The following is a 26,158-nucleotide window of genomic DNA, read 5'->3' as shown; positions in this document are numbered from 1 at the left end:
ATGAGTTTCGCGCTCGGTCATCGGGCTCTCCAGGCGGGCTACCGGCTCGCAGCCTTTGACCAGATCGGCTCGACCAATGCGGAGGCGCTGGAGCGCGCCCGCGCCGGTGAGCGGGGCCCGATCTGGTTCGTGACCACGCAACAGACCGCCGGTCGCGGCCGCCGCCAGCGCGCCTGGATCGCGCCGCGCGGCAATCTCGCCGCCACCATTTTGGAGGTCCTGGACGTCGCCCCGGCTGTTGCCGCGACGATCGGCTTTGCCGCGGGGCTGGCCGAGGCGACGGCGCTCGATCAGGTCAGTATCGAGGCGGCGCTGCGCCTTGGTCCCGGGCGTCCGACATACGCGCTGAAGTGGCCGAACGACGTGTTGGCCGGAGGCAAAAAGCTCGTCGGGATCGGCCTCGAAGCCGAGCCGGTCGGCGAGCGCCTTGCCGTCGTGGTCGGCATCGGCACCAACGTTGTCGCTGCGCCCGAGGGCTTGCCGACACCCGCCGTGTCGCTGGCAGAACTCGGGGTCCAGGTCAGCGCAGAGGAGCTTTTCGTCGCACTGTCCGATGCATGGGTGGAGTTCCGCGGCATCTGGGACAATGGTCGCGGTTTTGCCGAGATCCGGCGCCTCTGGCTGGAACGCGCGGCCGGGCTCGGCGAGAAGGTGGCGATCAACACGGGCAACGCGACCGTTGAAGGCGTTTTTGACACGATCGACGACAGCGGCTGCCTGATTGTCCGCACCGCGGATGGCCGGCGTGTGCCCGTGGCCGCGGGCGAAGTGTTCTTTGGTGCGGCGGCATCGGTGGGAGCGACGTGATGGCGAGGCCCGACGAGCTGGTCTTTGCGCCGCTTGGCGGCGTCGGCGAGATCGGCATGAACCTGTCGATCTACGGCCTCGGCAACCGCCACCAGCGGGCCTGGCTCGCGATCGATCTCGGCGTTTCCTTCGGCGACGAGGAACACCTGCCGGGCATCGACCTGATCATGCCCGACATCAGCTTCCTGGAGAAGGAACGCAAAAACCTCATGGGCCTCGTGCTGACGCATGCCCATGAGGATCATTTCGGCGCTATCATCGATCTCTGGCCAAAACTGAAATGCCCGATCTACGCGACGAAATTCAGCGCGGCGCTGTTCGAGGCCAAATGCGCGGCCGAGCGTAACGCGCCCAACATTCCGGTGACGGTGATTCCGTCCGGCGGCCGCGTCGACGTTGGCCCGTTCAATGTCGAGTTCATCCCGGTCGCGCACTCCATTCCGGAGTCGCATGCGCTGGCGATCCATACCGAAGTCGGCACGGTGCTGCACACCGGCGACTGGAAGATCGACCCGACCCCGATCATCGGCCAGCCGACGGACGAGCGACGGCTGCGCGAGTTGGGCGAGGAGGGGCTGCTCGCCCTGATCGGCGATTCGACCAACGCCGTGCGCGAGGGCCGCTCGCCCTCGGAAGCCGAGGTCGCCAAGACCATCATTGAGCTCGTCAAAGAGGCCAGGGGCCGCGTCGCGGTCACGACTTTTGCCTCCAACGTCGCCCGCATCAAGGCGGTCGCCGATGCGGCCAAGGCGGCGGACCGCGAGGTCGTCGTGGTCGGTCGCGCCATGGACCGGGTGGTGCAGGTGGCGCGCGAGACCGGCTATCTCGACGGCGTGCAGAATTTCCGCAGCCCCGAATTCTACGGCCATATCCCCCAGGAGAAGGTGCTGGCGCTGTGCACCGGCAGCCAGGGCGAGCCGCGCGCGGCGCTGGCGCGCATCGCCAATGACGACCATCCCGAGGTCACCCTGAACAAGGGTGACAGTGTCATCTTCTCCTCGCGTACCATCCCCGGCAACGAGAAGGCGGTCGGCGCAATCATCAACGGCCTGGTGTCGCAGGGCGTCGAGGTCATCACCGATCGCACCCATCTCGTCCACGTCTCCGGCCATCCCCGCCGCGACGAGCTGCGCGACCTGATCGCCTGGACCAAGCCGCAGCTCCTCATCCCCGTCCATGGCGAGCCGCTGCACCTGCACGAGCATGCCAAGCTCGCGCGCGCGGCGGGCGTGCCAAAAGTGCTGGTCTGCCGCAACGGTGACCTGGTCAAGCTCGGCCCCGGCGATCCCGGCATCGTCGGCGCGGTGCCCTCGGGCCGGCTCTACAAGGACGGCACGATTTTGGAGGATTCCAAGTCGCGCGCGGTGGTCGAGCGGCGGCGCATGGCGTTCTCCGGCTGCGCCTTCGTGGCCATCGCCATGACCGAGCAGGGCGAGCTTGCTGACGATCCCGAGATTGATCTCGTCGGAATCCCCGAGAAGAATAGGGGCGGCGAGACCTTTGACGACCTCGTGTTCGACGCCGTGGTTTCGACGATCGAGGGCCTGCCGCGGGCGCGGCGCCGCGACGCCGATGCGCTCGCGGAATCAGTGCGGCGGGCGGTGCGCGCGGTCATCAACGAACATTGGGGCAAAAAGCCCCCCTGTCTGGTACATGTGCTGACAGTCTAACTGTTTAAGCATGATCTTTTCGGAAGACCGCGGATCATGCTCTAAGGGAGAAGGAACATGCTGGGCCGGCTCAATCACGTCGCGATCGCGACCAGGGACGCCGCCAAGGCGGCGAAGATCTATGGCGCCGCATTCGGCGCGCAGATTTCGGACGCGGTGGCGTTGCCCGAGCACGGCGTGACCACCGTGTTCGTGACGCTGCCAAACACCAAGATCGAGTTCATCGAGCCTTATGGCGAGGCTTCGCCGATCGCCAAATTCCTGGAGCGCAACGCCGACGGCGGCATCCACCATGTCTGCTACGAGGTAGTCGACATCATCACCTCGCGCGATGCGCTGGTGAAGGAGGGTGCCCGCGTGCTCGGCGACGGCGTGCCGAAGATCGGCGCCCACGGCAAGCCGGTGCTGTTCCTGCATCCGAAGGATTTTTCCGGCGCGTTGGTCGAGATCGAGCAGGCGTAAGACAGGCCATGGCCTACCAGATATCAACCGCGCTCGCGATCTACTTCGTGCTGTGGTGGGTCACGCTGTTCGTGACCCTGCCGTTCGGCGTACGCAGCCAGCATGAGGACGGCGTTGGCGAGCCGGGGACTGATCCCGGCGCTCCGATCCTGACCAGGATGGGGCCCAAGCTGATCTGGACCACGATCATTTCTGCCATCGTTTTCGGGCTTGGCATGGCCGCTTACCATGCCGGATATTTGTCGATCGAACGGTTGTCGAAATTGATGGGAATGCCGTTCTAGATTTGGGCGGCGGCGTTTGGGGGGAAGAATGACTTTTCAGCGGATCGTCATTGCGCTCTTGGTGTTGATCGTCGCTGGCCTCGGTGCCATCGGCTATTTCGAATGGAAGATGGCGGTCCAGGTCCGGACCATGAAGGCCTTCGTCGAAGGCTACGTCTTCAACGAGGCGGTCGCCGCCTGCGAGCGGGCGCAAAGCTCGACGCCGTTCAAGTGGAACGGTGGCAAGAGCACCTCGGTCATCGGCCTCAACTCGGTCAAAACGGACAAATACACGGTCTTCGCCAGCTACACGCTGGTGGCGGACGGCGTCTATTGCGACTACGATCCGATTAAAAGAAAGGCCGATATCGGTTCGAGCTTCCTGGAGCGCGAGTGACGAGCCGGCCATGAGAGCCATGGGGTGGGAGCGTCATGAAGGCCGATGGGGCAGATCAATACTGTATCCTGCATGAAGCCGACCTGCGGGACTATTTGGCCGGCGTTCCAGGGCTAGCGACAACGCTGGGCGGGGCGCCGAGCGCTTGGGAGATCACCGAGGTCGGCGACGGCAATCTCAATCTGGTTTTCATCGTCAAGGGCGCGCAAGGCGGGATCGCCGTGAAGCAGGCGCTGCCTTATGTGCGGCTGGTCGGCGAAAGCTGGCCGCTGCCGCTGTCGCGGGCGCATTACGAATTTTTGGCGTTGTCGCGGCAGGCCGAACTGGCCCCCGGCCTCGTGCCGGCGCTGCTGCATCACAACGACACGCTCGCGCTGACGGCGATGGAGCTGCTCGAGCCCCACATCATCATGCGCAAGGGGCTGGTCGCCGGCGTCAAATATCCGCGCTTCGTCGATGACATCTCGACCTTCATGGCGCGCACGCTGTTCTACACCTCCGATCTCGCGCTGTCGGCGGCGGACAAGAAGGAAGGCATCGCCGCCTTTGCTGGCAATCATGCGCTGTGCAAGATCACCGAGGATTTGATCTTCACCGATCCCTATCGCATAGCGGAGCAGAACCGCTGGACCGCGCCATACCTCGACGCCACCGCAGCAAGCCTGCGTGAGGACCTGGACCTGCATGTCGCGATTTCGCGGCTGAAACTCAAATTCATGGCGAGCCCGGAGGCGCTGGTCCATGGCGACCTCCATACCGGCTCGATCATGGTGACGGAGACCGAGACGCGGGTGATCGACCCCGAATTCGCCTTCTACGGCCCGATGGGTTTTGACGTCGGCGCCGTCATCGCCAATCTCCTGATGGCCTATTTTGCCTCGGCCGGCCATGAGCGCACACCGGGCGAACGGCGCGCGTTCGAGGGCTGGGTGCTCGACACCGTCGAGAAGGTTTGGAGCGAGTTCTTGCGAAAATTCCTCGACCTCTGGCGCGCGGGTGCCGCGGGCGACGGCTATCCGGCCTCGCTCTTTGCCGGCGACAACGGCGCCGCACGGCTGGAGGCCGAGCGGCAAGCCTATATGCAGCGGCTGTTCGCCGACACGGTCGGATTTGCCGCCGCAAAAATCATCCGCCGCATCTTCGGACTCGCGCACAATATCGATTTCGAGCTGATCGAGGATCCGCAGAGGCGGGCGATCAGCGAGGCGCGCGCCGTGCGGCTGGCGCGCATGATGATGGTGGAGACGGGGTCGTTCCCATCCATCACCGACATCACGGGTGCTGCGCGAAAATTGTGCGACTGGCAGCCGGATTTCGCCAAATAATGCGGCTGACTGGCGCGGGTGCGACCCTAGCCCGATAGCGCCGAGCCATGCTTTGATGCGCCGGCCAAACCATCGGGACTTGAATCACATGTATGATGTCATTGTCGTCGGCGGCGGCTCCGCCGGCGCCGCGGTTGCCGCGAGGCTTTCGGAAGTCGCCAGCAAGCGCGTGCTGCTGCTGGAAGCCGGCCTCGACTGGCGTGCCGCTGACGCGCCGTGGGAAGTGACCACTGCGAATCCGATCCCGATCATTCACCAGCGCGAGTTTCAGGAGAAGTGGCAGTGGCCCAACCTGCATGCGCGCCGCATCGCAGGCCAGGAGCAGCGCTTCTATTGGCGCGGCAAGGGCCTTGGCGGCTCCTCGATGATGAACGGCCAGATCGCCATCCGCGGCGTCGCCGACGCATTCGATGAATGGGCAGAGCTCGGCTGCACCGGCTGGTCCGCCAAGGATGTGATGCCGCTGTTCTCGGTGATCGAGGACGATTTTGAGTTCGGCGACAGACCCGGCCATGGCCGCGGCGGGCCACTGCCGGTCTATCGCGCGCCGCCGGAGACTTGGGGCCCGATCGATCGGGGCTTGCGCGATGCGGCACTCGCCGCAGGCTATGCCTGGTGCGAGGACCTCAACGGAACGGACGGCGAGGGTGTCGCCTGCTATCCCATCAACAGCCGCAATCTGCGCCGGATCTCCACCAACGAAGGCTATCTGGAGCCCATACGCGGTCGCGCCAATCTGGAGATCCGCGGTTTTGCCCTGGTCGATCGCCTCGTCATCAGGGATGGCCGGGCGACCGGTGTCATCGTGCATGTGGAGGGGCAGGGCACGCAGGAGATCAGCGCACGCGAGATCGTGCTGTGCGCCGGCGCGATCCACAGCCCGGCCATCCTGATGCGCTCAGGCATCGGCCCTGGCGATGAATTGAGGGCCATGAACATCGCGGTCGAACGCGATCTGCCGGTCGGCAAGGATTACTTCGATCATCCGCTGTTCCGTGCCACCATCCAGCTTCGGGAAGACCTGCGCCCAACCGATCGCGATACGCGCCACACCAATTGCTGCGTCACCTATTCGTCAGGCCTCGCCGGCGGCGGCAAGCGCGACATGATCTTGATCGCCTTCAACCATCGCGGCATCGGCAATCCCGGTGCGATCGGTGCCGGTCTCTACAACGCTTATTCGCGTGGCACGCTAAAGCTCGCTTCGATCGATCCCTCCGTCGACCCCGTTGTAGAGGAGAACATGCTGGCCGATCCCCGCGACATGCTGCGCATGGTCGATGCGGTCAAGCGGCTCGCCGTCCTCACGACGCAACCTGCACTCGCCGGAATCGCCGACTGGATCCGCCTCACCGACACCGACATGACGCTGCCGCAAGCGGCGGCGCTGCCGACCGGTGAGCTCGAAGCCGTGCTGCGCCGTGACACCGGCGACATCCAGCACGCCGCCGGCTCCTGCCGCATGACGGGCTTCAACGACGCCAACGGTGTGGTCAATCCCGACGGCACTGTGAAGGGTATTGCCGGCTTGCGCGTCGCCGACGCGTCAATCATGCCGGCAGACTGCCGCGCCAACACCCACTTCACCACCGTGGTGATCGGCGAGGCCATCGCACGCATGATGCTGCGCAAGCCCAAGGCGGAGACGCCCGCCGTTGCGTCAGCGGAATAGAAGTTGATTGCGGCGCGCTCAATCGGGCAGACCGGCCATGCGGAGGCCATCCAGATAGTGCGCGAAGCTTGCCGTGTCGCCGAACAGGTGAGTTTCTCGCACAAACGCTATTGACGTGTTTGGTCGCTTGGCCTGCAATTCGTCGATGCAATTCCTGGCCTCGTCGAGCCTGCCAAGCTGGGCCAGAGCCGCGATCAGCACGGTGTACCGCGACCATTGGAAATTCGGCTGCTGCAGTGCGCGCATTGCCCATTCGGCGGCTTCCTCGTAGCGCTTCAGAAAATACGCGGCATCAGCGAGCCGCACCAAAAATGATCCCATGTTCGGATCATGCGGACTGAGCCGTATCGCCGCGGTCAGATGGGGGATGCTCTCCGCTGCGCGTCCCGAGAATAGGAGTGTCGCACCCAGGCCGTAATGTGCGAGCGCCAGTGAAGGGTTCAGCTCCAATGCCGTCTTCAGTTCCCGGAATGCAGCGTCATAGGCGCGGCGCATGTAGTAGGCCCGCCCCAACGTGCAGTGCGCGCCAGCATCCTCGGCGTCGAGTACCACTGCCCGCAGCGCGGGTGCGAGTGCCTTCTCGCGATTGTCCGAAATGGACTCTGCGAAGCCGTAGACACCCTCGTAGTAATAGGTCTCGGCGAGCCCGGAATGTGCGGGCCCGAGCTGCGGGTCCTTCGCAATTGCCTGGACAAAATATTGCCGCGCGCGCTGCAGGTCCTCCTTGGTGTATTCATAGAGGTGCGACATGCCGCGCTGGTAGAGATCCCAGGCGTCGAGATTATCCGGACGCTTGCCGGCCGAGCGCCGGCGCTCGACCTTTCCGAGCTCCGGCTCGACCGCGCCGATGATCGTCTCCGTGATCTCGTCCTGCATGGCGAATATGTCGGACAGTTCGCGATCGTAGCGCTTTGCCCAAAGCTGTCTTCCGGAGGTTCCCTCAGCCAGCTGTGCGCTGATGCGTACGCGCTCCCCAACCTTGCGTATGCTGCCCTCGAGCACGTAGCGCACACCGAGTTCGTGCGCGACCTGCTTAACGTCGGTCGAGCGCCCCCTGTAAGCGAAGGATGAGTTCCGCGCTATTACGAAGAGCCAGCGCGCACGTGAGAGCCCCGTGATGATGTCCTCGGTCACGCCGTCGGCGAAATAATCCTGCTCGGAATCTCCGCTCATGTTGGTGAACGGCAAGACGACGATCGAGGGCTTGTCGGGAAGCGCCAAGGGAAGTGCGACGGCCGATCGGACCTGGGTTGTTTCGCCGCCGAGCCGCACCCGGTAGACCCGCACCGGCCAGGCGATGTTCTTGAGCTGCTGTTCGCCGGCGTCCTCAAAGGCGATGTCGAGCTTGCCTCGCGCGTCTTCCTGCACGCGGCCCGAAACGCAGATCCCACCCGGTTCAGCGAGGCCCTCCAGGCGGGCTGCCACGTTCACGCCATCGCCATAGATGTCGCCACCGTCGATGATGATATCGCCGACATTAATGCCGACACGGAACTCGATCCGCCTCTCCAGAGGGACGTCGGCATTGCGCTCGAGCATGCCGCGCTGGATCTCGATGGCGCAACGCAGTGCATCGACCACGCTAGCGAACTCAGCCAGCATGCCGTCGCCTGTCGTCTTGACGATCCGTCCCAGGTGCTCCTCGATCTTGGGATCGAGCTGCGCATGGCGATGAGCCTTCAATTGGGCAAGCGTGCCCTCTTCGTCGGCGCCCATCAGTCGGCTATAGCCAGCGATGTCGGCCGCTAGAATTGCCGCTAGCCGTCGCTGCACGCGCTCGCCAGCCATGGCACGCCTCTGTCATGCGTCAGAAGGATACTACACGGTTCCGGTCGCGAGGGACATGAGGCCAAACGGTCGCAATCCGTCACCGCTGGTCGACCTCCAGGACGGCGCCCTCGAACAATCAGCAGACCATTCATTCGCCATTGTTATCCGACCTGCAGGCGCTATCGTGCGCAAGCGGCGAAGCCGCGACATTCACCCATGAATTGCAAATATGGGAGACTCGCATGAAATTCATCATTGCTTGGTCTGTACCTCAAGGCACTTTCAATGCAGCAGTCGCGCGCTTCCTGGAAACCGGTGGCGCTCCACCCGACGGCGTCAAGATGTTGGGGCGTTGGCATGGCATGAATGGTCAGGGATTTGCGATCTCCGAATCGAGTGATCCAAAGGCCATGTATCGTTGGGTCGCCCAATGGTCTGATCTACTTCCGTTGACCGTCACGCCTTGCCTGGAAGACGGGGACGCGGGCGAGGTAATGGCGTCGCTTCCCAAACGCTGACGTTCGACTTGATCACAGCCACCGCCGCATCTTCGGGTCGCGCACAATATCGATTTCGAGTTGATCGAGGATTCGGAGAGGCGGCGGTCAGCGAGGCGGGGGCTGTGCGGCTGGCGCGCATGATGATGGTGGAGGCGGCGGAGTTTCCCGATGTCGCCAGCGTGACGGCCGCGGCCCGCGAGCTGCGCTCCTGGATGCCGGAGTTTGCGAAAGGCTAGTGGTCAGTGCGCAGGCGCTCATCGATAGAGCCGCCCCCGATCCAGCTACGCCATGCACCGCTCGCGACGACAGGGGGCGACCTTCCCAATCCGCTCGATCCGCCGGGCAAGTCAGAAAATACCGTTTCTCGGGCACCTCAGCGGCTACCCGATTGCCGCCGGATGTCTTCCAAAATACCGCGCATCACGCCGATCTCTTTTCCGAAGCCGGTCCAATCGCCGGCTTTCAACCGCTCCATGGCGTGATTGTAGTGATCGAGCGCCTCCTGCGCGCGCCTTGCCGCGGACCCTTCGCTGGGCGATTCCGCGGTCGCACCCGGCGCCGGCGCAGGTCCGTCGTCCACGAAGAGTGCCGACAGGGCCTCGGCAAGTGTTTCCTTCATGACGACGTGTTCGCCATAGGCGGCAATCACCCGCTTGAGCTCCGGCAAATGTCCTTGCTCGGCCCGCAAATACAGCGGCGACACGTAGAGAATCGAATTCTCGATCGGGATCACGAGCAAATTTCCCCGGATCACGCGCGACCCCATCTGATTCCACAGCGATATCTGTTGGGAGATCTCCGTGTTCTGATGAATTCGCGCCTCGATCTGGAACGGTCCGTAGACCAGCTTCTCCTTGGGAAACTCGTACACGACCAGCTTGCCATAGCCGGGCTCGTCGCAGCGCGCGGCGAGCCATGCGATCATGTTGTCGCGACGGCTCGGCACCATCGGGATCATGATGAAGAACTCGGCTTGCGCCTCTCCCGGCAGCCGCATGATGATGTAGTAGGGGGCCATCGCGGTAATCCCGTCCATTGAAGAGACGCCGTCACCGGCCGGCTGACGCGGAAATTGCCAGAGGTCCTCGCGGTTATAGAAAACATCGGCCGCTTCCATGTGGTAGGTCTGGAAAAGCCGCGCCTGGATGAGGAAGAGGTCTTCGGGATAGCGAATGTGCTTCTGCAGATCGGGCGGCATGACCGCGAACGGCTTGAACAGGGCGGGGAAGATTCGCTGATAGGTCGCGGCGATTGGGTCGGCCGTATCAATCAGGTAAAAGTCGACGGTGCCGTTGTAGGCGTCGATCACGACCTTCACCGAATTTCTGATATAGTTGAGATTGTGGCCGGGCGCAGGCTGCGCGTAGGGAAAATATTCGCTCGTCGTGTAGGCGTCCTGTATCCAGAACATCCGGCCCTCGCTGACGACCAAATAGGGATCGTGATCGAGGGTGAGGAACGGGGCGATGGTGCCGACCTGCTTCTTGATGTCGCGCCGGATCATGATCCGGCTGTCGTCGCCGATGTAGTCCGAAAGCAGCAGGTTTACGTCGTTGAAGTGGTGGGCGAAGATCAGTCTCCTCAGCATCCCCGACAGCGGGATACCACCGGAGCCGTCGTAGGCTGCGTAGGCGTTGTCCTTCCCCTTTGGATAGTCGAACTCCGGAACGGTTCCCTTGACGACGACGTAGTCGTTAGTCTCCTGTCCGTAATAGATCCGTGGCTCGCGAATAGCGGGACCTCCGTGTGCAACCGGAGGAATATCGTGCAGATAGAGAAGCGGGAGCCCTTCACCGCTCTTCTGGGTGACCGGACTCATCACCGCGCCATTGCCGTGGGTGAACAGGATGTGGCGGTTGACCCAGGTCTGCGCATTGGGAGGTAGCAGCGCGGAATTCAGCTCGCGCGCCGAGATCATCACGCTCTGGTAGGTGTCGCCAAACCAGTAGCGATCGACATCGAGGTTGCGCACTTTGTAGTAGGTGCGAATCTCCTGCAGTTGCGCGTAGGTGTCGGCTAATGGTTGCCAATCCCATAGTCTTATATTGTCGATCGTGGCCTTGTTGGCCTCGAGTGTCCTGAAGCTCAGGTTCTGTTCCGCAGGGAAAGGCTTCGGTACGATCCGATTGAGATTGTAGGCCTCGCGGGTCAGGGCGATGTTGCGTTCGATGTAGGGCCGCTCCCACTCCAGCTCGTTCGGCCCGACGTAGAAGCGCTGAAATACCGCGGGGACGATGCCTGACAGCAGCAAGGCGCCGCCGAACAGCAGCACAATCGCGGCGGTGGGAAGGCGGTAGGTACGCACCCACAGGTTCGTCCCTGCCGCCAAAGCGGCGACGATCGACAGCGCGATCAGAAGCCACAGGACCGGCAATTCCACGTTCACGTCGGTGAAGCCGGCACCGACCACCACGCCGTTATCGCCGTACAGCAGAAGATAGCGGTCGAGACTGTAGGACCAGGCCTTCACGCCAAAGAAAAGGCCGAGAAGAGCCGAACCGTGGGAGATCGCTGCCGGCGACATTCGTTGCGCCCGGTCCTCGATGTCGCCGTGCGCCCAGTAGATAAATCCGGCAAGCAGTGCGCTCATGATGAGCGTCAGCAATGCCCAATTCTTGATGGCCACAAAGGCGGGCAGGGAAAAGAGGTAGAAGCCGATATCCTTGTCGTACAAGGGATCGTTGCTGCCGTAGGGCACCTGATAGATGAAGCGCAGCAGAGTGCTCCAATTGCCGACCTCGCCCCAGGCGACGAACACAGCGAGGAGGCCGCTACTCGCGGCGATCGCAATGCGCCACGGCAGTCGCTCGCGCAGGAATGCCAGCGGATCGGGGGGGGCTGCGGCGGCCGCAAGCGTCGGGTCGAAGGCCGCAGGCAACCGGCCTCGGCGCCCGGCGAGGCCAAGGGCAAAGCGCGCGTTTGTCCACAACACGGTAGCGGTCACCGCGAAGACAACGAGGAACACGGCGGCTTTCGCGCCGGTCGTGGTCCAGAAGACCTGATTGTAGCCGATCGAGGTTAACCACATCCAGTCGACCAGGATGTCGCCGACGAGAGCGAGCAGGAACAAGCCGATTGCGACGACGATGGCTGCGAGGATGAATCCCACCCGAGCGCTTCGCGCTGGTGCCTTCCGTTCGGGTCCGGAAATCCCGATCGTCATAGCGACATTATAGCAGAACGACGGACGTGGCGCGCCTGTCGCGGGGCACCGCACCTGCTTTTTGCTCCGCCCTCCTCAGGCCGTCCCGGGCCAGATTTGCGAGCGTTTTCTACTTTGCATGGGGTTGTTTTCGATGCGGTGAGGTGCCTACTCCGCCGTCTTCTCCCGCAGCCGCTGCGCATAGACGTTGATCACGAGGGCGGCGAGCAGGATCAGGCCGCGGATCAGGATCTTCAGGAAGCTGTCGATATTGACGTGGTCGAGGCCGTTGTTGAGCACTCCCAGCACGAACAGGCCGACGATGGTGTTGCCTATGCCGCCGCGGCCGCCGAACAGGCTGGTGCCGCCGACCACCACAGCTGCGATGGAATCCAGGAGATAGGTGTCGAACTCGTTCTGCTGCGCGCTGCCAAAATGGGCGACGCCGAGCATGCCGCCGATCCCTGAGCAGACCGCCGAGATCACCATGACGGCGCCGAGGATCAGCTTGACGTTGAGGCCGGAATATTCGGCCGCCTCGCGGTTGCCGCCGACCATGTAGACGTAGCGGCCGAAGCGCGTGTAGGTCAGCACGAGGTGCCCTGCGAGCAGCATGATGGCCGCGACGATGACGATCCAGGGGATGCCGCCGATCGAGCCGGAGCCGAGCGTCGTGATCAGGCTAGGCACCTTGTAGGCGATTTGCCCGCGCACCAGCATGGCCGAGATGCCGGCCGCGATCTGCATCATCGCCAGCGTCATGATGAAGGAGGGGATGCCGATCACGGTCAGCCCCAGCGCGTTGACCAGGCCGAGCAGCGCACAGAGCAGGATCGACAGGATGATTGCGACCGCGCCGGGGAGGGGCACGTTGGCGATGTTGACGTAGGATTCCTGCAGCGTGAAGTAGGCCACCGCAATACCGGTGACGTTGGCGATGCTGGCGATCGAGAGATCGATTTCAGCGCACAGGATCACGAAGGTGAGGCCGACGGCGATGATGCCTGTCACCGACACCTGGGTCAGGATGTTGCCGAGATTGTCCAGCGTCGCAAAGGAGGGGCTCGCGAAGGCGAAGAAGAGGCTCAGGAAGATCAGGGTCAGGAACGGCGCGATGTTGCGCATCTGCGAGCGCAGGAACGGGCCGATGCCGCGCGCCTTGCGATCCGCAGCCAAAGCCGTCTCACTGCTCGCCATTGTGCTTCTCCGTCACGCCGCCTCCAGCAGGCGGTCTTTGCTGACCGGTTCGTTGGTGAATTCCCGCACCACCGCGCCGCGCTTGAGCACGAGGATGCGGTCGGCCAGCGACAGCACCGTCTCCGGCTCCGTCGACAGGACGATGATCGCCAGCCCCTTGGCGCGGAGATCGCGCACGATGTTGATGACGTCGTTCTTGGCGCCGACGTCCATGCCGCGCGTCGGCTCGCAGAGAACCAATAGTTTTGGCGGATAGGTCAGCCATTTCGCCAGCGCGACCTTCTGCTGGTTGCCGCCCGAGAGCATGCCGAGGTCGAGACTGACGACCGGCGGCCTGATCTGCAACTGCTCGACCTGGCGTTTTGCGATCTCCCGCTCGCGCGCCGGCTTGAGCAGGAGGGCGGAGATGCGGTCCAAGATGCTGATCGAGACGTTCTTGTAGACCGGCTCCTGGTGGAACAGCATTGCGCGCCGGCTCTCGGGCACCAGCGCCACGCCGGCGCGACGTGCCGCCGCCGTGCTGGCAAAGCTCTTGGCTGCGCCGTCCACGATGAGCGCGCCGCTGTCCGGCTTCAGCTTGCCGAACAGGATGCGGGACAATTCCTGCTGGCCGCAGCCCATGAAGCCGTAGATGCCCAGCACCTCGCCGGAGCGCGCCTCGAACGAGACGTCCTGCAGGCTGCGGGCGAGCGACAACTGGTCGACCTTCAGAACCACCGGGCCGTCGCTCGGCTTCGGCAGGCTGAGGTCGTCGGTATAGCTGTGCTCCAGGGCCTCGCCGCCGCGCCCGATCATTGCCTCGATCAGCGCGCCCTTGGTGGTGGCCGCTGATGCGGTCTCTGCGACCTTTCGACCGTTGCGGAATACGGTGACCGTGTCGGACACGCGAAGGATGTCCTCGATGAAATGCGAGATGAAGACGATGCCGGTGCCCTCATCGCGTAGCCGCCGCAGCGTCGCGAACAGGCGTTCGACCTCGGGCGGGGAGAGGGCGGAGGTCGGCTCGTCCAGGATGACGATGCGGGCGCCCGAGAACAGCACGCGGGCGATCTCGATGAGCTGCTGGAGCCCGATCGGGAGGTCACCGAGCCGTGACATCGGGTCGACGTCGATCCCGAAGCGCGCGAGCTGCTCGCCGGCGTCCCGCGCCATCCGCCGCCACTGCACGATGCCGAGCCGGTTGGTCGGCTGGTTGCCCAAAAACACGTTCTCCGCGACCGTCAGGTCGGGCGCGACGCTGAGCTCCTGATGCACCATGGCGATGCCGGCGGCATGGGCGTCACGGGCCGAGCGAAAGCGGGTTTCCTGGCCATTGACCAGGAAACGGCCGGAGAATTCGGGGTGCACGCCGGCGATGATTTTCATCAGCGTGCTTTTTCCGGCGCCGTTCTCGCCGACGAGACCATGGATCTCGCCGGCGTAGAGCGCAAAGTCGACACCACGAAGCGCTTCGACGCCGCCGAAGCTCTTCGTGATGCCCTGCAGTTCGAGGATCGGCGAGCGTGCCTGCTGCATCGAGGAATCAGATCAGGAAATGATCCTGCATCCACTGCATGCCGGCAGCATTCGCCTTGGTCACGACCGGGCCGTCCGTGACGACACTCTTCGGGATGCCTTGTCCGCTCTTCTCGCCGCCAACCACAGCGGAGACGCCCGCGATGATGGCGCCGCCATGGATGCGGCAAGACGGGTTGCGGACGGTAGCATACATGCGGCCTTCGCTCACCGCCTGAATCGCCGGCGGCATGGCGTCGACGCCGCCGATCAGGATGTTGGTGCGGTTGCGCGCCTTCATGATGTTGGCGGCGGCGAGCGCCATGTCGTCATTGTGGAAGAACGCCGCGTCGATCTGCGGGTATTTGGTCAGATAGGTTTCCCACAGTCGTGCGGTCTTGGAGACGTCCCAATCGGCCGGCTGGGTGTCGAGCACCTCGATGTTCGGGAATTGCTTGACGACCGAGTTGAAGCCCTTGGCGCGGCCCTGCGCACCGGTGTGGCCGAGCGCGCCTTGCGTCATGATGATCTTGCCCTTGCCGCCCATGGCGTTGCACAGCGCCTGCGTGACTGAGGCGCCCATGAACTCGTTGTCGGGCGCGAGGAAGGAGTGGACGTTGATCTGATCGAGCGGAGCAATCAGCGTGTCCATGTCGATCACGGGCGTGCCGGCGTCGATCATCTTCTGCACGGGCTGGGTGAGGGTGCCGATGCCAAACGCCTGGATCGCGACAAAGTCCCACTTCTGCGAGGCCATGTTATCGATCGCGGCGCGCTGCTTCACCGCATCGAGCTGGCCGTCGAACCAGGTGACTTCGACGTTGAACAGCTTGCCCCAGAATTCCGCAGCCTGTTTGCCCTGGGCGCACCAGGTGGCCTGGAGGCCTGCATTGGAGAATGCCGCCTTCAACGGCTTCTCGGATCGTCCGACTTCGGCGGCAAGCGCTGGGTTTATGCCCATGCTGCCGAGAATTGCCGTGGCGGCGCCGGCGGTCGCTGCCGCCTGAAGAAGATCGCGCCTGGTCTTCGAGAAATCTTTCGTCCCGGACATCGCTCGCTCCCATGATCTTTTGCGTTGGCAGCGTCTTTGTTTGCGCTACCAAGGAGGGCAGTGTCTCACAATCGAAGGGTCCACGCTACCCGTCACGCAATCGCGCGGAAATCTGACGCAGCCGCGTTGGTGCAATGCGAAGATTCAGGCCGGACTCTCGGCAAAGGCCGCGATGTCGATGAGCAATTTTTGCCAGGCATCGTCGATGGCCGGCGACCACTCGTCGGCAAGTACGTCACGTAGCGTGTCCCGAATGATGCGGAAGAAGTCGATGAAGAGATCGCGCTGTGTGCCGTAAGCGTCATGCGAGGACACTTCGCATGCGATCATGCGGAAATGCCCGCTGCGCGCGCCTGCGAAATCAAGAATCGCCTCGATCGTCAGCGCCAGCATCGATCCCTTCACGAGATCGCCACCGTCCGTGCGAAACATCGTCTGTGCTTCGGGGCGTTCGCGAAACAGACGCCGATAGACAAGCGGTGTCAGATCCTCGCAGCGATCGGCCGCAAGTTCGAAGCTTCGTTCGATCGGATTGGTTGACGCATTCATTTGTGTGGCGCCGGCGCGGCACAAACACGCGCTGCAAAAGGCAAAAAAAGAGCGGGGCCCTAGCCCCGCTCAAAAATTGTGTCGACCCTATTATCCCCGATATCTGAAGATTTGCTCTTGATTGACGGGGCGACGCTGCGTTTTGCGCGCCAGGGGCTCCTCCCGAGACTTGGACCACCAGACTTCGACCTCGCGGCCAGCCTGAGCACATGAATGCTAGATGAACTTTTCTCACTTGTCATCAATTTCAGCAACGATTGTTCAAAATTCGAGCAGTGGACGAAATGTTCGTAATACTAATCAGATAAGATATTGAAAAATAGATGGAATTCGTCTGGCTGGTAGGGTGGTAAGGCGGTCAGAGCGTGCTTGTTCAGGCCCCAGCGCGGTATACGGAACACACTCTCCCACAAATTTGTCGTGGCCCAAGCTGGCGCGCGAACCTGTCTCGACTTGGAAAGGGCGCGGTGATTAGTTGGTAGGCGAACAAATGGTTCGGCGAATGCGCGCGCGGCTGCAAAAATTCCTGCCTATCGTCCTGATCGCGCTGGCGATCCAGGTGCTGGCGCCGATCGCCGCCTGCTGGGCGGCGGCTGCGGCCGTAGCCGATCCGCTCCAGAACGCCGTCATCTGCCATAGCAGCGATTCCTCGGGCTCCGGTCTTGCCGATCAGACGGGCGTGCCCGGCGCGCATGCGGGGGCCTGCGCGATGTGCTGCCTTGCGCAGGCGAACGCGTCGCTCGATTCGCCGCAGCCGACGTTCTCCGCGCCCCTCCGCCACGCCGCGCGCGTGGTGTGGCACGATGTGACCGATAGCGTTGTCACGTCGCATGGCGGCTCCAACGCGCAAGCGCGCGCGCCGCCGCAAATTTCCTGACGACCCTCGTGGTCGCCGCGGTTCGTCCGCCGGCGACTGATGCAGTCGAAAGGCCGGCCGCCGTGCCGGCGTCAGGAATTTACGATGTTACGCCTTCATGCCCTCTGTGGCGTGAGTGTCGTCGCCATCCAGGCGGCGCTACTCGCGTCGACGAGCGGAGCCTTTGCCCAAGGTAGCGAGAAGGAGCTGCCGGCGGTGAGCGTCGATGCGCCCAAGGAGGCGCGCAAGCTCGCCCAACGCTCCGCGAATGCCAAACCGCGCGCGACCAGACCGGCGGCCGCCAACCGGTCGATCCCGGTCATCGTCGTCAATCCGGTCGGCGGGGAGACTCGTGCCTCGCTGGCGACGCCGTCGGCGGTGGCGCGCTACCAGCTGCCGCAACAGTCCTTCAGCATCACCGCCAAGGAGGTCGATGAAACCATCAACCTCAAGGATGCCGAGGATGCCGTCAAATACATGCCGAGCCTGTTCGTGCGGAAACGCAATGACGGGGACAACCAGGCGGTGCTGGCAACGCGAAGCTGGGGTCTGAACTCCAGCGCGCGGACGCTGATCTACTATGACGACCTTCTGATCTCGGCGCTGATCGGCAACAACAACTCCGGCGCCTCGCCAAAGTGGAACCTGATCTCGCCCGAAGCGATCGGGCGAATCGACTTCCTCAACGGCCCGTTTGCGGCGGCCTATCCCGGCAACTCGATCGGCGGCGTGCTGCTGATCTCCTCGAAAATGCCGGACAAGCCATTTGCGGTGGCCAAGGAAACGGTCTCGGTGATGCCGTGGAGCCAGTACGGCACCAAGGACACCTATGTGACGAGCCAGACCAGTGCTGCCGCGGGCAATCGCGACGGCAATTTGTCGTGGCTCGTGAGCGCCAACTATCTCGACAGTTTTCAGCAGCCGCTGTCCTACGTGACCTTCGGCGCGACGCTGGCAAATCCCACGGGGACTCCGCCGGGCACGACCGGAATGTTTCCGGCCCAGAACAAGCAGGGTATGATCGCGAACGTGGTGGGCGCGGGAACGCTCGCGCATTCGCAACAGGCGTCCGGCAATCTGCGGCTGGCCTGGGATGTGTCGCCGCTGGTGCAGGCAACGTATTCGCTTGGCATCTGGAACAATCACCAAACGTCCGATCCGCAGACCTATCTGAAATCGACAGCGACGGGTCTGCCCACCTTTGCCGGCATCTCCAGCTTTGCGAACAGCAAATACATCTGGGACCAGACTCATGTCAGCAATGCGGTCGCGCTGAAGAGCGATACCAAGGGTGTGTTCGACTTCGACCTCTCAGCGTCGAGCTACAACTATCTCCAGGACATCCAGACAAACCCGTTCACCGTCCGCGCCGGCACCAGCTACTCCCTGAACGGGAAGGTGACGCGGATGGACGGCACGAACTGGCAGAACGCCGACGCCAAGGGCATCTGGCGTCCCGACGGGATCGACGGCGCGCACGAGGTCAGCTTTGGCGTTCATGGCGACCGCTATCGCCTCGAAAACCCGGTCTATGCGTCGACCGTCTGGTATTCGACAGGGGATAAAGGCAACGGCACGCTGTATTCGCAAGGCATCGGCGAGACGCGAACCGGTGCACTCTGGTTGCAGGACGCCTGGAAGATCGTGCCCAATCTCAAGCTGACGCTCGGCGGCCGGCTTGAGACCTGGCGCGCATTGGATGGGTTCAATCTCAACACGATCCAGAATGGCGTGGGCGTCATCACGTCATCGGCGGCGGTCAATCAGCCGGCGCTGTCCTCGACCAATTTCTCGCCGAAGGCGTCACTCACTTACGATCTGAACAAGGAATGGCGCATCACCGGCAGCTTTGGTGAGGCGTACCGCTACCCGACGGTGACCGAGCTCTATCAGAACATCACGGTCGGTGGCGTGGCGACCTTCGCAAATCCGTTCCTCGTTCCCGAGCATGACTACACGGGCGAGCTGAATATCGAGCGCAGATGGAACGACGGTCGTGTCAGGCTGACGCTATTCCGCGAGCGGACCAACAACGCCATCATCTCGCAGACCAATCTGGTGACAAATCCGACGACGGGCGTGCAGACTCCGACAACCGTTATCAGCAATGTCGATGCCATCCGTATGCAGGGTGTCGAGCTGTCGGCCGACAAGGACAACGTGCTCATCAACGGGCTGCAACTGTTCGGCAGCGTGACCTACGTCGACTCTCGGATTCTGGCGGACGCTAGCTGGGCCGGTTTTGATCCTTTGACCAACCTGCCTACCACTGTTGTAGGCAAGCGCGTACCTTACGTCCCTGATTGGCGGGCCAAATTCGGCGTGACCTACCGGCCGAACGAAAGCTGGGCCTATACCGTCGCCGCCCGCTACAGCGGCAAGCAGTACTCGACGCTCGACAACACCGACCGCATCCCGCGCGTCTACGGGGCCTTCGATAATTTTTTCGTTGTGGACTTGAAGATCCACTACAACGCGACGAAGAATTTCTCGTTCGATTTCGGCGTCGATAATCTCTTCAACGAGCAGTACTTTTTGTTCCATCCCTTCCCGGGCCGAACCTTCGTGCTGGCGGCGAAATACACGTTCTGAACGATCCAACGACAAGAAGGAGCTACCCATGAAAACTCTGTTGGCCGGACTTGCCGGCTTCGCCCTGTTCGCCGCCGCGCTCGCGGCGCCCGCGACCGCCCAGGAAATCAAGGCCGGCGATCTCGTGATCACGCAGGCCTGGAGCCGGGCCACGCCCGGCGGCGCCAAGATCGGCGGCGCGTATCTGACGATCGAGAACAAGGGGAGCGCGCCGGACAAGCTCGTCGGCGGCTCCGCCGACATTGCCGGCAAGGTCGAGGTCCACGAGATGGCGGTCACCGACGGCGTGATGAAGATGCGCGCGCTGGACAAGGGGCTCGCCATTGAGCCCGGCAAGACCGTGAAGCTCGCGCCTGGCGGCTATCATCTGATGCTGTTCGAGCTGAAGAGCCCGCTCAAGCAGGGTGACAAGGTGCCGGTGACGCTGCAATTCGAGAAGGCCGGCAAGGTGCAGGTCTCGCTCGACATCCAGGGCGTCGGCGCGCAGGCACCGGGCGGCGCCACCGACAAGGGCGGACAGATGAAGAAGATGCACGACCATTCCGGGATGAAGATGTGATGGTGCGGGGTTGAACATCAGGCGGTCAGAGGCGAACGACCATTTGCTGTCGTTGCTTCTGTTCCGCTGACCACTGGAGGAGAGGGAGCATGGACCGCAGAGAATTCAACACCACGCTGGCAGCACTGTCCCTGCTCAATCTCGTTGCGCCGGCCGCCATGGCGCAGCCAACTCCATCCAACCGGCTGCGGGTCGGGATGTTGATCCACTCCGACATGATCCTGCTCGACCTCGTCGGGCCGCTGACCGTGTTCAACATCATGCAGGCCGACGTCCAACTGATCGGGAAGACGGCCCAGCCGGTCATAACCGACGTGCGCGTGGCTGTTGCGCCGACCGTCAGCTTCGACAACGCTCCGAAGCCGCTTGATGTGCTGTTTGTGCCCGGCGGCCTGAAGGGAACGGTTGCGGCGATGCAGGATCGGCAGACCGTCGACTTCATCAAGGAGCAGGGCAACGCCGCGCGGCTGGTGACCAGCGTTTGCACGGGCTCGCTCCTGCTCGGAGCGGCGGGCCTTCTGAAGGGCTATCAGGCCACGTCGCACTGGTACGTCCTCCATCTCCTTCCGCATATGGGCGCGGTGACGCGCACGGACCGCGTCGTCGAGGATCGCAACCGCATGACCGGCGGAGGCGTGACGGCCGGCATCGATCTTGCGCTGACCATCGCCGCGCGGCTCGCTGGCGAGGACACCGCAAAGCGCATTCAATTGCTGATCGAATATGATCCAAAGCCGCCCTTCAATGCCGGCTCTCCCGAACAGGCGGGGCAAGCAATTGCCGGCGAGGTTCTCAAGCGGCGCCAGGAGCTGATCCGCGAGGCGGAAGCCGCCGCGAAAGCTGCCGGCGCAACCATGAATCTTTGATTCCTGACGCGCGCAAATGCGCGCTGTCACTCAATCACATGAACCAGAGGCCGAAAATGTCCAACACGAAGTATCTCCTCGTCCTCGCCATGCTGGCCGCAACGCCGGCGAGCGCGCATGTCTTCCTCGAAGGCAAGCAGGCGAGCGCCGGCGCATCCTACAAGGCGGTGTTCGCCGTCCCGCATGGCTGCTCGGGCTCACCGACCGTCAAGATTCGCGTGCAGGTGCCGGAGGGCGTGATTTCCGTAAAACCGATGCCGAAGGCGGGCTGGACGGTCGACGTGGTCGAGGGGAAATATGCGAGCGAGTACGAGTATCACGGCAACAAGATCTCGTCGGGCGCGAAAGAGGTGGTGTGGTCGGGCGGCAAGCTGGTGGACCACAATTATGATGAGTTCGTCATGAACACCTATCTCACCGATACCCTGAAGCCGAACACCACGCTGTATTTCCCTGTGGTGCAGGAATGCGAGAAGGGCGTCAGCCGCTGGATCGATATTCCCGCGGCGGGAGCCGGTGCCGGCAGTGGCCATTCGCATGACAGCAAGACGCCGGCGCCCGGCGTGAAGCTGGTGCCAAAGCCGTAATGCGCCTGCTCGCCGCGCTCGCGACGCTGATTTTTTGCGTCGGCTTCGCGGGCCGCGCGGATGCGCATGCGGCACTGGTCTCGGTCGAGCCGTATAATGCGAGCGTGGTGGCCTCGCCGCCGAAGAGCGTCGAGCTGCGCTTCAACGAGGCCGTGACCCCGGGCGCAATTCGTCTGATCGATGCCGAGGGCAGGGAGCGCGGCGAGGCGCGCGTCAGCGCATCCGGCGAGACCATTTCCATCGCCGTGCCGCCGGACCTGCCGCAAGGCACCGTCGTGGTCAGCTATCGCGTGATCTCGCAGGATGGCCATCCCGTTGCGGGATCGGTGACCTTTTCGATCGGCATGCCGAGCGCGAAAGTTTCCGCGACCGCGGCTACGGACGACAGCGTGAACGGCCTGATCTGGCTGGCGCGGATCGGTCTCTATCTCGGACTGTTTGTCGGCGTCGGAGGCGTCTTTTTCGGAAACTGGATCGGGCGGTCCACGGATGGCATGGCCGTGGCGCGTGTGGCACTGACGGTCGGCTTCGTCAGCGCGATCGCTTCGCTCGGACTATTGGGTGTCGACCTGCTGGGATTGCCGCTGGCCGCAATATTGAAGCCTGCCCCGTGGGGCGTTGCGGTCAGGACCAGCGCCGCACCGGCGCTGCTAATCGCAGGCGTCGCCATGCTGATGTCGGCGCTGGCGCTACGAGGTACGGGGGCGACCCACGCTCTATCGGCCATTGCTTTGGTTGGGGTCGGCTTTGCGCTGGCCCCGACGGGACACGCAGCCAGCGCGCCGCCGCAGATGCTGACGCGGTCGGCGATCCTTCTGCACGGCGTCGGCGTCGCGTTCTGGATTGGCGCACTGGCGCCGCTGGCTGCGCTGGTCTCGCGACAGGGTGCCGCGGCGCTGCCTGTGGTGGAGCGGTTCTCGCGGCTCGCCGTACCGGTGGTCGGCACTCTCGCGCTGACCGGCCTCGCGCTCGCGGTGATCCAGCTCCAAAGCTTTGCGGCGCTGGTCGAGACCAAATACGGCTTCATCCTTGTCACCAAGCTCGCGCTGGTCCTGGCGTTGCTGGCGCTCGCCGCGCTCAACCGCTTTCGGCTGGCGCCGCGGCTTGCGAACGGCCCGGTCGCGGCGAGGGCACTCAAGCGCTCGATCCTTCTGGAGTGCGCGCTCGCGCTCGGCATCTTTGCGCTCGTTGCCGGCTGGCGCTTCACGCCGCCGCCGCGCACGATCGTCCCGGAGACACCGCTGGCGCTCCACATCCACACCGACAAGGCGATGTTCCAGGTCCTGGTCACGCCCGGAAAGGCCGGCACCGACGATTTCGTGCTCCAGCTCATGACCGGGGATGCGGCGCCGCTTGCGGCCAAGGAGGTCACGCTGACGCTCAGCCTGCCCGAGCGCGGGATCGAGCCGATGGAGCGCGATGCCGAGCTCGGCGCCGACGGCTACTGGCACGTGCGCAAGGTCGAGCTTCCCTTCGCCGGCCGCTGGCACATCCGCATCGATGCCCTTGTGACCGATTTCGAGAAGGTCACGCTCGAGGACGAACTCGAGGTGGCGCCGCGCTAGGCGGCGCATCAACAGCCTCAACCCGTCTCTGAAGTCGACGGAAAAATGACAAGGAATTTCGTTACCTTAGCGGCATTTCCTCAGTCCCTGTCTTGTGCTATCGCCGCTAATCCGGTTTCACTGCACCCCATCACTGATTCTTATCGAGTTTGGCACATGCGATTGTCGCGGTTTTTTCTCCCGATCCTGAAGGAAAATCCGAAAGAGGCGGAGATCGTCTCGCATCGCCTGATGCTGCGCGCCGGCATGATGCGGCAGGAGGCCGCGGGCATCTATGCCTGGCTGCCGCTGGGCTATCGCGTGCTGAAGAAGATCGAGCAAATCGTGCGCGAGGAGCAGGACCGCTCCGGCGCGCTGGAACTGCTGATGCCGACGCTGCAGCTCGCCGACCTCTGGCGCGAGAGCGGCCGCTACGACGCCTATGGCCCGGAAATGCTGCGCATCGCCGACCGCCACAAGCGCGAGCTCCTGTACGGGCCGACCAACGAGGAAATGATCACCGAGATTTTCCGCGCTTACGTGAAGTCCTACAAGAACCTGCCGCTCAATCTCTATCACATCCAGTGGAAATTCCGCGACGAGCAGCGTCCGCGTTTCGGCGTGATGCGCGGCCGCGAATTCTTGATGAAGGACGCCTATTCGTTCGACCTCAACGAGGCGGCGGCGCGCGTCGCCTACAACAAGATGTTCGTGGCCTATTTGCGCACCTTTGCCCGGATGGGGCTGAAGGCGATCCCGATGCGCGCCGAGACCGGCCCGATCGGCGGCGATCTCAGCCATGAATTCATCGTGCTCGCCGACACCGGTGAATCCGGCGTCTTCATCAATCGCGACGTGCTCGACCTGCCGGTGCCCGGCGAGGACGTCGACTATGAGAGCGACCTGACGCCGATCATCAAGCAGTGGACGTCGGTCTATGCCGCGACCGAGGACGTGCACGATGCGGCGCGCTTCGAGCAGGAAGTGCCCGCGGACAAGCGGCTCAACACCCGCGGCATCGAGGTCGGCCAGATCTTCTATTTCGGAACGAAGTATTCGGAGCCGATGAAGGCGATGGTCGCCGGGCCCGACGGCGTCGACGTGCCGATCCATGGCGGCTCCTACGGCGTCGGCGTCTCGCGCCTCGCCGGGGCCATCATCGAGGCCTGCCATGACGATTCCGGCATCAAATGGCCGGAAGCGGTGGCGCCGTTCCGCGTCGTGATCCTCAACCTCAAGCAGGGCGATGCCGCCGTCGATGGCGCCTGCGAAAAACTCTATGCCGAGCTGTCCGCCAAAAGCGTCGACGTCCTCTATGACGACACCGACCAGCGCGCCGGCGCCAAATTCGCCGCCGCGGACCTGATCGGCATTCCCTGGCAGATCATGATCGGCCCGAAGAGGCTCGCCGACGGCAAGGTCGAGATCAAGCGGCGCGCCGACGGGTCGCGCGAGACCATGTCACCGGCGGACGCGGTGGCGCGGCTGGCCGGCTGAATATTATCCACCGCGCGGCAAAGGGGCAGGCAATCCGGCCACAATTGACCCCGAATCATGGGATTATCGAGCAATGGATGAGACCATGACCGAAGCCCAGCACACTGCGCCCTTCGCCCCCTTCGAATGGATGCTGTCGGCGCGCTATTTGCGGGCGCGCCGCAAGGAGGGATTCATCTCGGTCATCGCCGGGTTCTCCTTTCTCGGCATCATGCTCGGCGTCGCCACGCTGATCATCGTCATGGCCGTCATGAACGGCTTCCGCAAAGAGCTGCTCGACAAGATCCTCGGCCTCAACGGCCATATCCTGGTGCAGCCGCTGGAATCGCCCCTGACCGACTGGAAGGACGTCGCCGAACGTATCAGCCAGGCGCAAGGCGTCCGCCTCGCCGCACCCGTCGTCGACGGTCAGGCGCTGGCGTCGTCCTATTTCAATGCCTCGGGCGTGCTGGTGCGCGGCATGCGTGCCGATGATCTGAACAACCTCACCTCGATTGCCAAGAACATCAAGCAGGGCACGCTGGAGGGCTTTGACGACGGGCAGGGGGTCGCGATCGGCCGGCGCCTGGCCGACCAGCTCTCGGTCCACGCGGGTGACAGCATCACGCTGGTGGCGCCGAAGGGTGCGGTAACGCCGATGGGCATAACGCCGCGCATCAAGCCGTACAAGGTCGTGGCTGTGTTCGAGATCGGCATGTCCGAATATGACGCCGGCTTCGTGTTCATGCCGATCGCCGAGGCGCAGGCCTATTTCAACCGCAACAACGACGTTACCGCGATCGAGATTTTCACCACCAATCCCGATCGCATCGACCAGTTTCGCAAGACCGTGACGGAGGCCGCAGGCCGCCCGGTCTTCCTGGTCGACTGGCGGCAGCGCAACTCGACATTCTTCAACGCGCTGCAGGTGGAGCGGAACGTGATGTTCCTGATCCTCACGCTGATCGTGCTGGTCGCAGCCCTCAACATCGTGTCCGGCCTGATCATGCTGGTGAAGGACAAGGGCAGCGACATCGCGATCCTGCGCACCATGGGGGCGACGCAGGGCTCGATCATGCGCATCTTCCTGATCACGGGCGCCTCCATCGGCGTCGTCGGCACCCTGGTCGGCTTCTTCGTCGGGCTGATGATCTGCCTGAATATCGAATCCATCCGCCAGTTCCTGTCCTGGCTCACGGCGACCGAATTGTTCGATCCGACGCTCTACTTCCTCTCCAAACTGCCCGCCGAGATCGACGTCGGCGAGACCACCGCGGTGGTGATCATGGCGCTGACGCTGTCGTTCCTCGCGACGCTCTACCCGTCGTGGCGCGCCGCGCGCCTCGATCCTGTCGAAGCGCTGCGGTACGAGTGAGGGG

22 protein-coding genes are annotated in these 26,158 nt (G+C 63.4%); 16 read left to right on the top strand and 6 right to left on the bottom strand.

Annotated elements, in window-relative coordinates; all coding sequences use genetic code 11:
* From KUF59_RS25040 to KUF59_RS25010, 7 genes are all read left to right on the top strand, one after another.
* Nucleotides 1-807, top strand: a complete 807-nt coding sequence (locus KUF59_RS25040) for a biotin--[acetyl-CoA-carboxylase] ligase (protein WP_212460849.1) — start codon at nt 1-3, stop codon at nt 805-807.
* Nucleotides 807-2,477, top strand: a complete 1,671-nt coding sequence (locus KUF59_RS25035) for a ribonuclease J (RefSeq protein WP_212460848.1) — start codon at nt 807-809, stop codon at nt 2,475-2,477. The genes KUF59_RS25040 and KUF59_RS25035 overlap by 1 nt, the downstream gene beginning before the upstream one ends.
* A gap of 57 nt (nt 2,478-2,534) precedes the next feature.
* Nucleotides 2,535-2,939, top strand: a complete 405-nt coding sequence (gene mce, locus KUF59_RS25030) for a methylmalonyl-CoA epimerase (protein WP_212460847.1) — start codon at nt 2,535-2,537, stop codon at nt 2,937-2,939.
* An 8-nt stretch (nt 2,940-2,947) separates the two neighbouring features.
* Nucleotides 2,948-3,223, top strand: a complete 276-nt coding sequence (locus KUF59_RS25025; protein ID WP_212460846.1) for a DUF1467 family protein — start codon at nt 2,948-2,950, stop codon at nt 3,221-3,223.
* A gap of 28 nt (nt 3,224-3,251) precedes the next feature.
* Entirely contained in the window at nt 3,252-3,599 is a 348-nt protein-coding gene (locus KUF59_RS25020; RefSeq protein ID WP_212460845.1) for a hypothetical protein, read from the top strand.
* 35 nt (nt 3,600-3,634) lie between these two features.
* The gene (mtnK, locus tag KUF59_RS25015) at nt 3,635-4,924 is read left to right on the top strand and encodes an S-methyl-5-thioribose kinase (RefSeq protein ID WP_212460844.1); all 1,290 of its coding nucleotides are present in this window, start codon (nt 3,635-3,637) and stop codon (nt 4,922-4,924) included.
* A gap of 88 nt (nt 4,925-5,012) precedes the next feature.
* Nucleotides 5,013-6,596 carry a GMC family oxidoreductase gene (locus KUF59_RS25010; RefSeq protein WP_212460843.1) on the top strand — a complete coding sequence of 528 codons (1,584 nt, stop codon included), beginning with the start codon at nt 5,013-5,015 and terminating at the stop codon, nt 6,594-6,596.
* Nucleotides 6,597-6,614: 18 nt separating this feature from the next.
* Here the strand turns inward: KUF59_RS25010 and KUF59_RS25005 are convergent, their stop codons facing one another.
* Nucleotides 6,615-8,384 carry an adenylate/guanylate cyclase domain-containing protein gene (locus KUF59_RS25005; protein ID WP_212460842.1) on the bottom strand — a complete coding sequence of 590 codons (1,770 nt, stop codon included), beginning with the start codon at nt 8,382-8,384 and terminating at the stop codon, nt 6,615-6,617.
* 224 nt (nt 8,385-8,608) lie between these two features.
* Between KUF59_RS25005 and KUF59_RS25000 the strand changes: the two genes are divergently transcribed.
* A complete protein-coding gene (locus KUF59_RS25000; protein ID WP_212460841.1) occupies nt 8,609-8,884 on the top strand; it encodes a DUF3303 domain-containing protein in 276 nt (91 codons plus the stop codon).
* Between the two features lie 355 nt (nt 8,885-9,239).
* On the opposite strand, the gene KUF59_RS24995 is transcribed toward KUF59_RS25000, so the two are convergent.
* The 5 genes from KUF59_RS24995 to KUF59_RS24975 all read right to left on the bottom strand — a co-directional run bounded on the left by KUF59_RS24995 (nt 9,240) and on the right by KUF59_RS24975 (nt 16,299).
* Nucleotides 9,240-12,029 (bottom strand): UPF0182 family membrane protein, encoded by a 2,790-nt coding sequence (locus KUF59_RS24995; protein WP_212460840.1) that lies wholly within the window; start codon nt 12,027-12,029, stop codon nt 9,240-9,242.
* A gap of 147 nt (nt 12,030-12,176) precedes the next feature.
* Nucleotides 12,177-13,205, bottom strand: coding sequence for an ABC transporter permease (locus KUF59_RS24990; protein ID WP_212460839.1), 1,029 nt, complete (start codon nt 13,203-13,205; stop codon nt 12,177-12,179).
* Nucleotides 13,206-13,217: 12 nt separating this feature from the next.
* Nucleotides 13,218-14,720, bottom strand: a complete 1,503-nt coding sequence (locus KUF59_RS24985) for a sugar ABC transporter ATP-binding protein (RefSeq protein ID WP_212460838.1) — start codon at nt 14,718-14,720, stop codon at nt 13,218-13,220.
* Nucleotides 14,721-14,727: 7 nt separating this feature from the next.
* Nucleotides 14,728-15,750, bottom strand: a complete 1,023-nt coding sequence (locus tag KUF59_RS24980) for a sugar ABC transporter substrate-binding protein (protein WP_212460837.1) — start codon at nt 15,748-15,750, stop codon at nt 14,728-14,730.
* A 144-nt stretch (nt 15,751-15,894) separates the two neighbouring features.
* A complete protein-coding gene (locus tag KUF59_RS24975) occupies nt 15,895-16,299 on the bottom strand; it encodes a globin (protein WP_212460836.1) in 405 nt (134 codons plus the stop codon).
* Nucleotides 16,300-16,801: 502 nt separating this feature from the next.
* On the opposite strand from KUF59_RS24975, the gene KUF59_RS24970 reads away from it, so the two are divergent.
* The 8 genes from KUF59_RS24970 (at nt 16,802) to KUF59_RS24935 (ending at nt 26,154) form a co-directional block, all read left to right on the top strand.
* On the top strand, nt 16,802-17,176 hold the full coding sequence (locus KUF59_RS24970; RefSeq protein WP_212460835.1) for a DUF2946 family protein: 375 nt from the start codon (nt 16,802-16,804) through the stop codon (nt 17,174-17,176).
* 84 nt (nt 17,177-17,260) lie between these two features.
* Entirely contained in the window at nt 17,261-19,747 is a 2,487-nt protein-coding gene (locus tag KUF59_RS24965; protein ID WP_212460834.1) for a TonB-dependent receptor, read from the top strand.
* Between the two features lie 28 nt (nt 19,748-19,775).
* Complete coding sequence (locus KUF59_RS24960) at nt 19,776-20,306, top strand: copper chaperone PCu(A)C (protein WP_212460833.1); 531 nt, start codon at nt 19,776-19,778, stop codon at nt 20,304-20,306.
* Between the two features lie 89 nt (nt 20,307-20,395).
* Complete coding sequence (locus tag KUF59_RS24955; protein ID WP_212460832.1) at nt 20,396-21,172, top strand: DJ-1/PfpI family protein; 777 nt, start codon at nt 20,396-20,398, stop codon at nt 21,170-21,172.
* A gap of 56 nt (nt 21,173-21,228) precedes the next feature.
* Nucleotides 21,229-21,759, top strand: a complete 531-nt coding sequence (locus tag KUF59_RS24950) for a YcnI family copper-binding membrane protein (RefSeq protein ID WP_212460831.1) — start codon at nt 21,229-21,231, stop codon at nt 21,757-21,759.
* Complete coding sequence (locus KUF59_RS24945; protein WP_212460830.1) at nt 21,759-23,324, top strand: copper resistance CopC/CopD family protein; 1,566 nt, start codon at nt 21,759-21,761, stop codon at nt 23,322-23,324. Before KUF59_RS24950 ends, KUF59_RS24945 begins: the two co-directional genes overlap by 1 nt.
* A 156-nt stretch (nt 23,325-23,480) precedes the next feature.
* Nucleotides 23,481-24,800: a proline--tRNA ligase gene (proS, locus tag KUF59_RS24940; RefSeq protein ID WP_212460829.1), complete on the top strand. Its 1,320-nt coding sequence runs from the start codon at nt 23,481-23,483 to the stop codon at nt 24,798-24,800.
* 73 nt (nt 24,801-24,873) lie between these two features.
* Nucleotides 24,874-26,154, top strand: a complete 1,281-nt coding sequence (locus KUF59_RS24935; RefSeq protein WP_212460828.1) for a lipoprotein-releasing ABC transporter permease subunit — start codon at nt 24,874-24,876, stop codon at nt 26,152-26,154.
* The last annotated feature ends 4 nt before the right edge of the window (nt 26,155-26,158 follow it).

This window comes from Bradyrhizobium arachidis, from assembly GCF_024758505.1.
GTDB classification, from domain to species: domain Bacteria; phylum Pseudomonadota; class Alphaproteobacteria; order Rhizobiales; family Xanthobacteraceae; genus Bradyrhizobium; species Bradyrhizobium manausense_C.
The sequence above is the reverse complement of the archived record's forward strand: the minus strand, read 5'-3'. Positions and strand labels throughout refer to the sequence as shown.